Here is a 14,028-nt window from a genome sequence, read left to right as displayed (position 1 = left end):
TTTTTAATGAATTTCCTATACCCAGGTTTTCTTTTTGCACTGCTGGCAATAGCCATTCCTATTGCAATTCACCTGTTTAATTTCAGGAAATTCAAGAAGGTTTACTTCAGCAATGTCCAATTTCTTAAAGAAGCCAAAGAACAGAATTCTTCCCGCGAAAAATTAAAGCATGTGCTGGTATTGATCAGCCGTATCCTGGCCATTGTATTCCTGGTACTGGCCTTTGCACAGCCCTACTTACAGCAAGGCGGGGAACAGAAGGCAGGTCTGAGTAACCTGATCCGGGTGTATATCGACAATTCTTACAGTATGGGGATGCTCAATAAAGAGGGCACGCTGCTGGATGAGGCGAAACGTAAGGCGAAGGAAATTGCTGCCGCTTATCCGATTACGGATCAGTTCAAGTTGCTGACCAATGATTTTGAAGGTAAACATCAGCGTCTGGTCAATAAAGAGGAGTTTATCCAATTGCTGGATGAAGTTAAGATTTCAGCCAATAGCCCGGATTTACAGCAGGTGGTTAACCGTCTGCAGTCCGATCTTTCTGCCAATAGAAATGAAAAAGCTTATATACTGTCAGACTTTCAACAAAACTTTGTGGGTGATAAACCGGTTCAAACCGATAAGCAGGTAGCCTATTCCTATGTGCGTTTAAAAGCAAACAGCATTCCCAACGTATCTGTTGATAGCGTCTGGTCTTTATCGCCTGTACACAGGCCGGGTCAGCCAGAACAGTTTGTAGTTCAACTTCGAAATTATGGTGAAACCGATGCGGCTGATATTCCTTTAAAATTAACGGTAAACGGCCAGCAGAAGGCTGTCGCAAATGTTAAAATTCCTGCAGGAAAAGCAGTGAGAGATACCCTTTCGTTTAGTGGTTTAACTGCCGGCTGGCAAGAGGGTGTACTTCGTATTAAAGATTTTCCTTTAACTTTTGATGATGCTTTGAATTTTAGTTTTAAAGTAGATCCGGAGTTGAAGGTTTTAAGTGTTACGGGGAATGCTTCGGGGCGTTTTGTGAGGTCGTTGTTTGCTGCGGATGCTTATTTTAAGCTCAGCGAAATGCCCGAATCCAATATCCGGTATACTGAGTTTTCCAATTACAGCCTGATTGTGCTGACTGGATTAACGAATCCTGCTTCGGGCCTTGCGCAACAGTTAAAAGCTTATGTTGAGGCTGGAGGTTCGGTTGTTGTTTTTCCTGATCTGGAAGCTGGGGCAAATGTATATAGTCCATTTTTAAAGACATTGTCGCTGCCAGCTGTTAAAGAACTGGTTAGCGGGCCGGCAATTGCCAGTAGTATGGACCTGAAAAGTCCGTTTTTTAAAGATGCTTTTGAGGACATCCCTAAAAACATTGATCTGCCTCAGGTAAGCCGTTATTTCAGTTATGCGGAACAGCGCTCAGACCATAAAGAAAATGTGTTGTCTTTGCCATTAAACAGATTTCTTATTGCACAATACCATGTAGGTGCGGGTCGCATTTATCTATCCTCCAGTGATCTCAACGAGAAAAATGGCAACCTGGCCAGGCACCCTGTATTTGTACCACTGATGTTTAATTTCGCTTTTTCAAGTAAACAGGAGCAGCCGCTGTATTATACAGTGGGTAAGAGCACTTTGTTGGAGAGTGATCAGATCAGACTGATGGCCAATCAACATTTAAAACTGGTATCCGAGCAGTTTGAGGTAATTCCGGAAGTGAGGCAAACACCAGGTAAAACTTTGTTGTATGTGGCAGACCAGGTTCGTAAATCCGGCTTTTACGAATTGAAAAATGGAAACGACCTGATAGCTGTTGTCGCGTTTAACGACAATCGTGCAGAATCTGATTTACGTTATGCGACTGAAAAAGAATTAAAGACAACTGATATCAATGCTTTAAATCTGCAGCTCAAAAACAGCGGCAGCGAATTATGGAAACTTTGCCTAATTTTGGCAATCATTTTCATCGCAATAGAAATACTACTGATCCGATTTTTTAATAATCCAAAAAATAGAACAACGACATGAATCTTCTCCTCAGGGGCGTAACGATAGCCGATCCCAACAGTAAGTTTAACAAACAGAAATGTGATGTACGTGTAGAACAGGGTAAAATAACCGCTATAAACACGACATTGGGTACCTTTAAAGCTGATCAGGGGGAAACCGTTGTTGATGGGATGGGATCAGTACTTTCGCCTGGTTTTTTTGATCTGAACTGTTCAATCGGAGATCCTGGATTTGAAACTAAAGAAGATGTGTATACCGCTACTGCTGCTGCTGCGGCAGGAGGTTTTACCGGATTGGCAGTATTACCAAACAGTAAACCTGTGGTGCATTCCAAAGGTGAGGTCGCTTACCTGATTAACAAAGCAAAAGGTAACCTGGTTGATGTACTGCCGATAGGAGCCATCAGCAGGGACCTGGAAGGTAAGGAACTGGCCGAATTGTACGATATGCAGGAAGCTGGCGCTATTGCCTTCTCAGATGGTCATAAACCGATTGTAGATGACGGATTTATGAGTCGCGCTTTACAATATGCCAAAGGTTTTAAAGGTTTGCTGATGGTTTATCCGGAAAACAAATCTATCGCTGGAAAATCACAAATTAACGAAAGTAAAAATAGTGTGCTGCTTGGTATGAAAGGCCTGCCTGCGCTGGCAGAAGAAATGCACATTAGCCGTGATATTTTCCTGGCAACCTACCATGATGCTAAAATTCATTTCAGTAACATTTCAACTGCGGGTTCAGTAGCGCTGATCAAGAAAGCAAAAAAGGATGGTTTAAAAGTTACCTGCGACGTTGCGGTACATCACCTGGTATTCACAGAAGAATTGCTTAACGATTTTGACAGCAATTACAAGATAAAACCTCCTTTGCGTAGTAAAACTGATGTGAAGGCCTTGATCAATGGATTGAAAGAAGGGGTGGTCGATGCGATAAGTTCACAACACCGTCCGCATGAGATAGAATTTAAAGATGTGGAATTTGAGATCGCTGCTTATGGCATCATTTCTTTACAAACCGTATTGCCTTTGTTGATCAAAGCAGGACTGGATGCTGAACAGATTGCAGAAAAACTATCCATCAACCCACGTCTGGTACTTGGCATATATCCGCCGGTGATCGAAGTAGGTGCAGATGCGAATTTTACGGTATATGACCCTGCTAAAGTATGGGATTATACTGCCACAAGCAATTATTCTAAATCTGCCAACTCGCCTTTATTAAATAAAAAACTGACAGGCCAGGTAAAACTGGTATATAACAACAAACAATTACAAACGTATGGATAATCACGTAAAAACGGCCCTCATCGCATCTTTAGATAAGTTTGCGGAGGCCTCAGGACAAAATTCAATTAAACTGGAAGAGACGCTGATTGAAGTGTTTAGTAAAGACCTGGGCTTTATGGAGAAGCTGGAGGAATTTGACGAAGCTTTTGACGAGTATCCGGCTTTTGAAGAGTTGAGAGAAGTGTTTTTTGATCTTTTGATGATCAATTTCTTTGCCAGTGATGTGTACAAACTGGAAGAGGATTACCTGGAATCTGATGAATGGTCCAACATTGAAGAAGAAACCATAGACAGAGGTACAGAATTGCTAAACTTGTTGTTGTACATCAACGAATGCCACGATGAGCAGATTGAGCCAGATCTGGAAGATTTCCTGAAAGAGTTTTTATTGGTAGAGGAAGATGAGTTCCAGGATGAGTTCCATATTTATGAGGATTTGATTACGAATCAGAACCTGGTAGACAGCAGTGTAGAGGATATTTGCAGTCATGCCGGTATGATCGATCTGAGTGAGGAAATGGAAGAGTTATTTGTTCCTTTTATGACCTTTTTTCACCAGCCTAAAGCAAGTGATCAGATCATTAAAGAATTGGAAACTTACAGTGCCAATAAAGAATTTGACATTGCGGTTTATGTATTAATTGCTGCATTTAATATTGCTTAATTTCGCTGCTCATGAAAACAGATCAATTGCAAAGTTTAGAAAACTTAAAGCCAGAAGCCGCAAAAAACGGGATTGGATTTGGGTTAATCGCCCTGATTTTGGGTATCATTTCATCTTATATACTGGTGAGTACGACTTCGATGGCGGTAGTGTTTGTTTCACCAATTGTAATTAGTATCATCATTCCCATTGTTATTGCTATCTTTTTTGCGAGAGATCTGCGTAAAAAGATTGGTGGATACTGGAATTTAAGGCAGGCTACTTCTGGCATCTTTATCATGTTCCTGGTTTCTTATGTCATATCGGTTGGCGGAAACTTTGTTTTCAACAAGTTGATTGAGAAAGATATGTCCTCAAAAATACAGCGGAGTGTAGTTAATGCGAGTTTGCAATTGATGAAAAAACAAGGGGTTTCTGAAGAGGAGATTGATAAGAAGGAAGAGGAGATGAATGCCGAGTTTGAGAAAAAGAGTAACGGTACGTTTATGCAAACTGTACAAGGTCATTTGATTGGTGTGATTATCATTTTTGTGGTTTCACTAATATTTGGGGCTATTTTTAGAAAAGACCCGCCTTTGCAGTTTGGCGATACCAGCGAAGGATAATTATTTTATAACCTATTTTACCTTGATTATCCATATCTTGACATATGGATATCAAGGTAATCATTACAGGTGCTACAGGTTTGGTAGGCGAGGGTGTATTGTTTGAATGTTTGGAGCACCCGGATGTCAAAGAAATATTAATCGTAGGTCGTAAATCCTACACCGGGAAAAAGCATGAAAAATTGAAGGAATGCATCGTTCCTGATTTTTTTAATCTGGAAAGCTTTAAAGAACAATTAAGTGGCTATGATGCCTGTTTATATTGCGCTGGGATCAGTTCAAGAGGAATGAACGAACAAGACTACAGCCGGGTAACTTTTGATACGCCCATGCATTTTGCCAATACTTTGTTAAAGCTCAATCCGGAGATGGTGTTTAGTCATGTATCTGGTGGCCACAGTGACAGTTCCGAAACTGGAAAGATCATGTGGGCGCGTGTAAAAGGTAAGACTGAAAATGCGCTCTTGCGTTTGCCATTCAAATCTGTATATAATTTCAGACCTGGCTTTATGAAGCCTACAAACGGGCAAAAGAATATCAAAAATTATTATAAAATCATCAGTAGGATGTATCCTGTGCTGCGTTTACTTTTACCAGGTCAGGTTTGCACGATGCAGGAAGTTGGCTTGGCGATGATCAATAGTGTACTTAAAGGCTACCCTAAACATATTCTGGAGATTGACGACATTAAACGTCTGGCGAAACAGTAAAGGGTTTAGTCCTGTTGTTTTTTCCGAAGCCAGAAGGCCAGATTGACCAGCGCAATTAGTGCCGGTACTTCTACCAAGGGCCCGATAACGCCAGCAAATGCCTGTCCAGAGTTGATCCCAAATACCCCTATCGCTACGGCTATGGCCAATTCAAAGTTGTTTCCGGTTGCGGTAAAGGCAATGGCAGTTCGTTTGGCATAGTCTGCACCGAAATACCGACCTGTAAAAAAGCTGATGATGAACATCAGTACGAAGTAAATGAGCAAGGGAAGGGCAATGCGCAATACATCAAAAGGAATCTGAACAATAAGCGCGCCCTTTAGGCTAAACATGATCACGATGGTAAACAATAAGGCAATTAAGGTAATTGGCGAAATGAAAGCTACAAATTTATCTATAAACCATTTTTCACCTTTCCAGTTGATCAGGACATAGCGGCTAATGATCCCAAGTATAAAAGGAATCCCCAGATAGATACCTACACTTGCCGCAATTTCCAGCATGGAGATTTTTACCTCCAAGCCCTGTACGCCAAACCAGGGTGGCAACACGGTGATGAAAAAATAGGCAAGTACACTGTAAAACAGTACCTGGAAAATGCTGTTCAAGGCAATTAAGCCAGCTGCGTACTCGCGGTTCCCTTCAGCAAGTTCATTCCATACCACCACCATTGCGATGCAGCGGGCCAGGCCGATCAGGATCAGGCCGGTCATGTACGCTGGTTCCTCTCTCAAAAAGGTAATGGCCAGGATGAACATTAAAAGTGGGCCGACAATCCAGTTCAGTAGGAGTGAGGCGCCCAGCACTTTGGTATCTTTAAATACCCTGCCCATTTGTGCATAGTTTACTTTGGCCAATGGAGGGTACATCATCAAGATCAGGCCAATGGCCAGCGGAACATTGGTTGTGCCGCTTGAAAGGGAATTGATGAAATTTGTAGAGGAGGGAATAAAATAGCTGATGGCAATACCTGTGCCCATGGCAAGAAAAATCCATAAGGTTAGGTACCGGTCTAAAAACGACAATTGTTTCCTGTTTGCCGGGGCACAATGATTTGCTGACATGATAAATTTCTTAGGCTTTTAATTGCGTTTCAACAAAATCAAAACTGTAAGCTCTGATCATATCCCTCACTTTTCTAAACTCCTGCATAATTTCCTCTTCTGTTCCCCTCGCCTTTGCCGGATCAGGAAAATTGTAATGGAAGCGCTTTACCTGACCGGGGAAATAAGGGCAGGCTTCATTCGCATTGTCGCATACTGTAATGAGGTAGTCGAATTGGATTCCGCTATACTCGTCTACATGGTTGGAAGTATGGCGACTGATATCCAGACCAATTTCGGCCATTACAGCAATGGCTCTGGGATTTACTCCATGCGTTTCAATTCCCGCACTGTAGATTTGTGCATTTTCACCTGCAAAATGGCGCAGGTAACCTTCAGCAAGCTGACTTCTGCAGCTGTTGCCGGTACATAATATCAATATATTCTTCATCGTTTTGTAATTAGCAGCAACCTGATCCTGGCGTGCAGGTATTGCCATCCCCAGCCAAATTCATCATCACTAATTTTGGTTTTTCTGGTTCTGTTGTGCAGCATGCTTCACCTGTTTCGGTTGTACCGCAGCTTTCACCTCTGTTGATGGCCTTACACTGGGTGAAATCCGGATTCAGATTTACAATCAATTGATCACCATCTTTAAGGAAATCCCCCGGATACATTTGACGGGTGTCAAATTGGGAGTTCCCAAATTCTATTTTAACCACAGCAATCGGGTTTAGTGGAAACGATTTCTCAACCAGGCTGATGATCTTAAGCGCTTTGCTGACCTGCATGGCCCTGTCTGTTTCTTTAATGGCAGGTTCCCAAAGCTGCACAATAATTTCAGTCCAGGTATTCATTACACCTCCGCAGTCTACGGAAACAATAGGTGCCTGTTTAATTTCGGTAATGTGATAGGAAGCATCTACCCATTTGTCTGCCGCATATTGAAACTGAAGCGTCAGATCCGGATTTTTTTCCAAAGTGCTTTTAAAGGTGTTCCAGGTTAATAATTCTTTAGTATTCATAATATTGCAATTTTACGATTGATGTGGTTAAAAAAAGGTCAGCAGCAGGTATTTGGATTTTTGAAAGAGTTTAAAAATGCACCAAGCCGTGTTTCCAATACTTTCCAGGTTACCGGATTGATGCAGTAACATACGGTTACACCTTCTATGGTACCCTGGATAATCCCGGCGTTTTTAAGTTCTTTTAAATGTTGTGATATGGTGGCTTGAGCCAGACCAAGTTCATCTACCAATTCTCCACAAATGCAGGCGTTGGCCGATATGATTTGCTGTAAAATAGCAATACGGGCCGGATGCGCCATGGCTTTCAACAATTGCGAAAGTTGGTTCTGCTCGTCTGTGAATATTTCTGATTTGGTAAGTCCCATATTTTGTATCGCAATATTACGATGTTTAAATTTGATATCCAAATTTATCTGGTTAATGTCTGGAATTATTCCTGTCGTGGTTGCTTTCTCAAATGAAATTTAGCCAGGTAAGGTAGAACCTAAAAGGGCGTATCATGTTTTGATACGCCCTTTAGGTGAATTTATTAAATGTTGCATCAATTAGTTAGTCAGCTCCTGAATCTTCTTATACAGCGTTTCTGCCCTGAGGTTGGTCGCTACAACTTTTCCTTCAGCATCTACCAGTACATTTTGCGGAATTGCACGAATACCGTAAAGTTCGGCGGCAGGCTCTTTCCAGCCTTTCAGGCTTGAAACATGATACCATGGCATCCCATCTTTTTCAATTGCCGCTTTCCATTTGGTTGCATCTTCATCAAGGGATACACTTAAAACCGTAAATCCTTTTTCCTTAAAAGCATTATAAACCTTAACTACATTTGGATTTTCCTTTCTGCAGGGGCCGCACCAGCTTGCCCAGAAGTCAACCAGTGTGTATTTGTTTTTACTGAGCACTTCTTTCAGACTTAGCTGCTTACCTTCTGGGGTGGTGGACACGAAGTCGAGGTAAGGCCGACCTGTCAACTTACCTTTCACAGCAAGTAATCTTGCTGCAAGTTCCTTTCCAAGTGGCGTGGCCTGTACATCAGGGCTTAACTTTGAAAAATAAGGATAGGTAGTTTCGTAGTTGGCAAGAACGCCCTTGGTGTTTTGATCTAAATAGTAAAGTGAGACATAAGAGTCGGGATGTTCTTTTGCGAATAAATTGTAAATCAATGGAAAGCGGCAAAAAAAGTTGCAAGTTTTAAAATGTATTTGACAAACTTCATTAAAAACCACTTTATTTTTCCAATATCAGAAACGTATACTGAAATGGGGAATATGATGGAATCAGTAATTTTATCTCATTCGGGAATAGGGAAAATCACGATTTAACTGAAGATGTACGCAATATTAAAGCTCAAGACTAGTCTTTCAAATTGTCCACGCTCGCGTGGACAATTTGGTTTAGTTTTATTTTATACTTCTATTTTTCGAAGCCAATTCAAAAACAGCTTTTCTAGCGGAACGATCTAACGTTTTCAATTCAGGAACTGTTATATGTAATAATAATAGTCGCTCAAAAACTGCACGTCTAGCCATTGTCGCTTCGTCTTTGTAATTCATATTGGTATATGATTCTACTATCTGTTTTTGTGATAAAGACTTTTTATGCGCTTTGTGAGCCTCTATGCGAATAGATACGAGTTTGCGTACATTGTCATCAAACTTGATATAATTTGAGTCTACCTCTAGTTTCTGTGCCAATTGATTCTTGAATAAGATTTTCTCTGATGCAGACATTTTGCGGTAAGGAATTTTACTTGATAATATGTTACTTTCTTTTTCCTCTTTAGTACAAGAGGAGGTAATCAAGATTAGGAAAGCAATCGCTATAAATGATAAATTTTTCATCTGTTGATAATTTGTTTTTTAGCTGTGATGAAGCTATCATGATCTTACTCATTCGACCGTGTGATTTGAAAGACCATGATGGTTTCTGTTTTTTTAATAGGGTCTGCAAATAAACTAATGGCAATCTTCAATACAACGTTGCAAACCATCTGCAATGCCTTCAAATGCACCATTATGTAAGCTCTCAACTTCTCCCAGGCAACCTAGTACGCTAGTATCAGATGATAATATTATTTCAACGATGCCAGGGACCTCAAGTAATGGCATTTGATAATTGGCCGCACTCCATAAGTTGTATACGTCGGTAACCCATGGTGCTGACGGAAAACATTCGTAGATTTCAGTTCTATAATTTGAAACTACATCATAATATGCATCATTATATTCTACAATGCAAGCATCATGGCAAGGATTAGTTGCTGCTAAACTTTTTGTAGTGATACTGCTAAAAAGAAAAATAGTCGTTAGCAGAATTGAAAGTGTTATTTTAAATTTCATTTTTATTAATTTAATTTTTATAATTTATATCTATTTCACAAGGATAAAATCCTGGATTTTTCCTAATAATATGTGAGCTTTATTACATATGCATCCCTTTCTTAAAAAATATTAACTACACGGCAAACTTATAGGTTAAAAGCAATAAAAGGGAAGTTGAGTATTGTATGCCCCTTAAGTAGGTGTCCAACTAGATTTATTATAGAAATTGAAAGTGTATTTTTTTTATCAAATTGATAAACAGTTTGTTGTGATGTTTTTAAACCTAGTTTGTATTGCTTTAGTATAAAAAAATTAAGGATGAAATGATATCAGATTGGGACTAATAAACTTGATATAGGGACATAAACATTAGTTATAGATATTTACAGCTCTACAATTGAACTCAGATTCTTTTTTATTAGAAATCACAGGATTGTTATTAGAAATTGTTTATTTTGGCTAAAATTAAGCTCTGTAAATCAAATATGCCTACTTATTGCATTGCCATTGGAAAAGATATTCAGATTCTAAAACTATTAAACGAGTGTATATCATTAACGCCAAATTATCAGTTACTTGGATGTTTCACATCTATAGCTGAAGCTTCAGAAAAAATAGAATTAACTGAAGTTATAGACGTTTTATTTGTTGATACTTTTATGTGTATAACTTCGGATTCATCTCTGGCACACCTAGCTTCACAAAAAGTTAAGAGCATCATTCTTACAACGACTTATATACATTGTGCATTTCGTAGCCAGTTCTACAATCATTCAGATTTATGCATTGCCTCAAGTACAATACTAAATTCTCCTTTCACATTAAAAGAAAGATTGTCGGCCGAATTATTTGAATATGGAGCCAGTAACAAAAAAAAAGATTTCTTTTTCGTAAAAGTGAAAGGGCACAATTGTTTAGCCAGAATCAATATTAAAGACATCGTTGCTGTAGAATGTAGAAAGAATTATTTAGAAATATTTACAATCCACAAGTCCATAACTACTCACATCACACTTTCGGAATTGAAAAGACAACTAATGTATTATTCATACATCACGCAGGTGCATAGATCGTTTTTAATTTCTTTAGACTACCTTATCCATATCGACAATAATGTAATTACTATGGTTGGAAACCTGAAAATCTCATTGAGTACTAATTATCGAAAACAATTACTATCCTACATAAAGTTAAATACCATTAACTAAATCTGCTACTAAAAGACTCATGGGTTGATTTTTTCGGAATCAATTGTGTACGCAGTGTGTAAATAAATAGCGAAAAAAATCTTGAAAATGCGATTTTGAGCGAACTGGAATATTTTGTCCTTTAGGTTGGCCAAGGATTTAATTTTGTTCAGCGCCAAAAAAATATGCTGGTTGATGAAGATGACCTTACCTGAACTGTTAAATGAGTATGTAGGTTACATTTCTTTTGTAGCTCAGGACAGGAAGCGAATTAGCAATCGTACTTATTAGAAGAGCTTTATCAAGTAAGTAAATAAAACGAGGAGGTAGAGGTTAGCGCTTTTAACTTAGCCTTCTTGCAATGCTGTTGTTGTAATTGTTTCTAGATCAATCAGACATTCCCTGCGATTGGAAGGGGTGAATATATCCAATTAAAATTTATTAAGTTTGCGAATTGTTTTAAGTGTTATCACCTCATATGGATATTTCTGTTGTTATACCATTATATAATGAAGACGAATCTCTTCCTGAATTAACCACCTGGATTGTCAAGGTGATGCGGGAGCATAGCTTTGTATACGAGATCTTATTTGTAGATGATGGTAGTACAGACAATTCATGGGCTGTAATTGAGCAGCTGAAAACTGAATATCCGGCCGTTAAAGCCATTAAGTTTAGGCGAAATTACGGTAAGTCAGCCGCACTGAATGTCGCGTTTGCTGCGGCACAGGGTGATGTAGTTATTACCATGGATGCCGATTTACAGGATAGCCCTGATGAGATTCCTGAACTTTTCAGGAGGGTTAAAGAAGAGAAATTTGATATCATTTCCGGCTGGAAAAAGAAACGTTACGATCCGATTACAAAAACCATACCCACCAAGTTATTCAATGCGGCCACACGCCGCATGTCGGGCATTCAGTTGAATGATTTTAACTGTGGTTTAAAAGCTTACCGGAACGATGTGGTGAAAACCATAGAAGTATATGGCGAAATGCACAGGTATATTCCGGTAATCGCCAAATGGGCCGGCTTTAAAAAAATTGGGGAGCAGGTTGTTGAACACCGGGCACGTAAATACGGTGTTACCAAATTTGGCTTAAGCCGTTTTATCAACGGTTTTCTGGATTTACTTTCCATTTTCTTTGTAGGCAAGTTTGGCAAAAGACCGATGCACTTTTTTGGTTCGCTGGGGGTATTGAGTTTCCTGGTCGGAACTTTTATGGCACTTTGGCTGATCGGAGTGAAATTGTACCACATATCGATGAATATTGATTACCGGGATGTGACAGACCAACCTCTATTTTACTTGTCCCTGGTTGCGATCATCGTAGGTTCACAGTTGTTTTTAACGGGTTTTGTAGCTGAACTGGTTACCCGGAATGCGAGCGAGCGTAACCATTACCTGATAGAAAAAGAGATTTTATAATCCATGTTTTTTTCGATAATTATTCCCCTTTACAACCGTCCCCAGGAAATTGATGAGTTGCTGGATACCCTCACAAAGCAAACCTATTTGCAGTTTGAAGTATTGGTAATTGAAGACGGATCAAGCCTTGATGCGAAGGCAATAGTAGAAAAATATGCCAATAAGCTGGATGTTAAATATTTTGTGAAACCGAATGAAGGACAGGGTTTTACGCGTAACTATGGTTTTGAACGCGCCAAAGGTGATTATTTCGTCATCTTTGATTCTGATTGTCTGATTCCGGCAGACTACCTGGAAATTGTTCGCGATTACCTGTTTGAGCATAAACTTGATGCTTATGGAGGGCCAGATGCTGCACACGATAGTTTTACACCTGTGCAAAAAGCAATCAGCTATGCCATGACTTCGCCTTTTACCACCGGTGGGATCAGGGGAAATGCCAAACATATCGGCCAGTTTCACCCCCGTAGTTTTAACATGGGCGTGTCCAGGGAAGTTTGGGAAAAGGTAGGTGGCTTCATTTTGACGAGATTGGGTGAAGACATTGAATACAGCATTCGCATACATAGCCAGGGCTTTAAAATCGGATTGATTCCTGGGGCTAAAGTGTTTCATAAGCGGCGAACAAGTTTTGCACAATTTTACAAACAGCTACACTTTTTTGGCCGTGCGAGGATCAATATTTACAAACATTTTCCAGCTGAACTGAAGCTGGTTCATTTCTTTCCGGCTATAGCAACCTGTGGAATGATCTTTACTGTATTGATGAACCTATTTTACTGGCCATTAGCATACTTATGTAATTTTATAGTGGGTCTGTATTTTTTGTTGATATTTTTTCACTCCTGGCAGGTTAATAAATCGTTAAAAGTTGCATTTTTGAGTATTATTGCTTCGTTTATACAACTGACAGCCTATGGCTTAGGTTTTATGCAGGATTTTTTTAAAAGAGTAGTATTAAAACAACAATGATAGAGTTTTTAAAAGAAAGTACGTTTACTGTAAATGAGGTGATTAGTAAAGCCTGGGGGGTAACCAAGAGGAATTACTTCTCCATTGCCACACTTTGCTTTTTGATGTTTATCACCTCCAATGCTTCGGGACTGATGGCCTTCTTTTTAAAAGACGTGAACATGGGATTGAGCATATTGATGGCATTTTTCTTTGTCATGTTTTATTTTACCATCAACTTATCGTTGTTTAAATACATTTTTCACCTGCTGGACGATGCGGAACATGAGGTGAGTATTGTAAGTACAATACCGAGCCGTAAGCACATCATCCGTTTTTTAGTAGCCATGTTGTATTTTGCAGCTTGCATTGTTGGGGTTTATACGGTTGTGATTCTCGTGGCTTTTCCCTTCATTTATACCGGAATACAAATGCACATCATCACCAATATTGCAATTTCAGTAGGTATTGTTGCCATTTTTATTACCTGGATCAGAATTTCCTTTTTCCCTTTCTTTATCATCGATAAAGATTTGTCGCCATTTTTGTCCATCAAATTTAGCCTGGCAACGACCAAAGGTAATTTTACCAAGATATTTTTACTATTACTGGTATTGGGCGGTTTTCATTTGCTATACCTGTTTGTGAGTTATTTGCAATGGCCGATCATTGCTTTCTTTATCAATATTCTGAGTTCTTTCATCATCGTTCCATTGTCAAGCGTAGCTTTAACCATTGCTTACCGCAAAATGATGAGCGAATACAAAGGTGAAGGTGAACCTGACATTATTCATAACCTAGTTTAGGGGGTA

16 protein-coding genes are annotated in these 14,028 nt (G+C 39.4%); 9 read left to right on the top strand and 7 right to left on the bottom strand.

The window, feature by feature from the left end:
- The first annotated feature begins 6 nt into the window (after positions 1 to 6).
- From IM797_RS22140 to IM797_RS22120, 5 genes are read left to right on the top strand one after another with little or no spacing between them, the layout of a single operon-like run.
- Complete coding sequence (locus IM797_RS22140; protein ID WP_194129381.1) at positions 7 to 2,013, top strand: BatA domain-containing protein; 2,007 nt, start codon at positions 7 to 9, stop codon at positions 2,011 to 2,013.
- Positions 2,010 to 3,281: a dihydroorotase family protein gene (locus IM797_RS22135; protein ID WP_194129380.1), complete on the top strand. Its 1,272-nt coding sequence runs from the start codon at positions 2,010 to 2,012 to the stop codon at positions 3,279 to 3,281. The genes IM797_RS22140 and IM797_RS22135 overlap by 4 nt, the downstream gene beginning before the upstream one ends.
- On the top strand, positions 3,274 to 3,945 hold the full coding sequence (locus tag IM797_RS22130; protein WP_194129379.1) for a hypothetical protein: 672 nt from the start codon (positions 3,274 to 3,276) through the stop codon (positions 3,943 to 3,945). The genes IM797_RS22135 and IM797_RS22130 overlap by 8 nt, the downstream gene beginning before the upstream one ends.
- 11 nt (positions 3,946 to 3,956) lie before the next feature.
- Positions 3,957 to 4,550, top strand: coding sequence for a DUF4199 domain-containing protein (locus IM797_RS22125; protein WP_194129378.1), 594 nt, complete (start codon positions 3,957 to 3,959; stop codon positions 4,548 to 4,550).
- A 44-nt stretch (positions 4,551 to 4,594) separates the two neighbouring features.
- Positions 4,595 to 5,260 (top strand): NAD-dependent epimerase/dehydratase family protein, encoded by a 666-nt coding sequence (locus IM797_RS22120; protein ID WP_194129377.1) that lies wholly within the window; start codon positions 4,595 to 4,597, stop codon positions 5,258 to 5,260.
- 5 nt (positions 5,261 to 5,265) lie between these two features.
- Here IM797_RS22120 and arsB read toward each other — a convergent pair whose 3' ends face one another.
- From arsB to IM797_RS22085, 7 genes are all read right to left on the bottom strand, one after another.
- Complete coding sequence (gene arsB / locus IM797_RS22115; RefSeq protein ID WP_194129376.1) at positions 5,266 to 6,324, bottom strand: ACR3 family arsenite efflux transporter; 1,059 nt, start codon at positions 6,322 to 6,324, stop codon at positions 5,266 to 5,268.
- Positions 6,325 to 6,334: 10 nt separating this feature from the next.
- Complete coding sequence (locus IM797_RS22110; protein ID WP_194129375.1) at positions 6,335 to 6,754, bottom strand: arsenate reductase ArsC; 420 nt, start codon at positions 6,752 to 6,754, stop codon at positions 6,335 to 6,337.
- A gap of 10 nt (positions 6,755 to 6,764) precedes the next feature.
- A complete protein-coding gene (locus IM797_RS22105; RefSeq protein ID WP_194129374.1) occupies positions 6,765 to 7,328 on the bottom strand; it encodes a DUF6428 family protein in 564 nt (187 codons plus the stop codon).
- A 38-nt stretch (positions 7,329 to 7,366) separates the two neighbouring features.
- Positions 7,367 to 7,696 carry a helix-turn-helix transcriptional regulator gene (locus tag IM797_RS22100; RefSeq protein WP_194129373.1) on the bottom strand — a complete coding sequence of 110 codons (330 nt, stop codon included), beginning with the start codon at positions 7,694 to 7,696 and terminating at the stop codon, positions 7,367 to 7,369.
- A 180-nt stretch (positions 7,697 to 7,876) separates the two neighbouring features.
- Positions 7,877 to 8,491 carry a TlpA disulfide reductase family protein gene (locus tag IM797_RS22095; RefSeq protein WP_194129372.1) on the bottom strand — a complete coding sequence of 205 codons (615 nt, stop codon included), beginning with the start codon at positions 8,489 to 8,491 and terminating at the stop codon, positions 7,877 to 7,879.
- Positions 8,492 to 8,728: 237 nt separating this feature from the next.
- Positions 8,729 to 9,169, bottom strand: a complete 441-nt coding sequence (locus tag IM797_RS22090; RefSeq protein ID WP_194129371.1) for a hypothetical protein — start codon at positions 9,167 to 9,169, stop codon at positions 8,729 to 8,731.
- A gap of 114 nt (positions 9,170 to 9,283) precedes the next feature.
- A complete protein-coding gene (locus IM797_RS22085; RefSeq protein WP_194129370.1) occupies positions 9,284 to 9,667 on the bottom strand; it encodes a hypothetical protein in 384 nt (127 codons plus the stop codon).
- 467 nt (positions 9,668 to 10,134) lie between these two features.
- Between IM797_RS22085 and IM797_RS28795 the strand changes: the two genes are divergently transcribed.
- The 4 genes from IM797_RS28795 (at position 10,135) to IM797_RS22065 (ending at position 14,022) form a co-directional block, all read left to right on the top strand.
- A complete protein-coding gene (locus IM797_RS28795) occupies positions 10,135 to 10,857 on the top strand; it encodes a LytR/AlgR family response regulator transcription factor (RefSeq protein ID WP_370583110.1) in 723 nt (240 codons plus the stop codon).
- 457 nt (positions 10,858 to 11,314) lie between these two features.
- On the top strand, positions 11,315 to 12,265 hold the full coding sequence (locus IM797_RS22075; RefSeq protein WP_194129368.1) for a glycosyltransferase family 2 protein: 951 nt from the start codon (positions 11,315 to 11,317) through the stop codon (positions 12,263 to 12,265).
- 3 nt (positions 12,266 to 12,268) lie between these two features.
- On the top strand, positions 12,269 to 13,237 hold the full coding sequence (locus IM797_RS22070; RefSeq protein ID WP_194129367.1) for a glycosyltransferase family 2 protein: 969 nt from the start codon (positions 12,269 to 12,271) through the stop codon (positions 13,235 to 13,237).
- On the top strand, positions 13,234 to 14,022 hold the full coding sequence (locus IM797_RS22065) for a hypothetical protein (RefSeq protein WP_194129366.1): 789 nt from the start codon (positions 13,234 to 13,236) through the stop codon (positions 14,020 to 14,022). Before IM797_RS22070 ends, IM797_RS22065 begins: the two co-directional genes overlap by 4 nt.
- Positions 14,023 to 14,028: the final 6 nt, after the last annotated feature.

Source organism: Pedobacter sp. MC2016-24 (assembly GCF_015223055.1).
In the GTDB taxonomy this organism is placed as follows: Bacteria; Bacteroidota; Bacteroidia; order Sphingobacteriales; family Sphingobacteriaceae; genus Pedobacter.
This window is presented reverse-complemented; position numbering and strand designations above follow the sequence as displayed.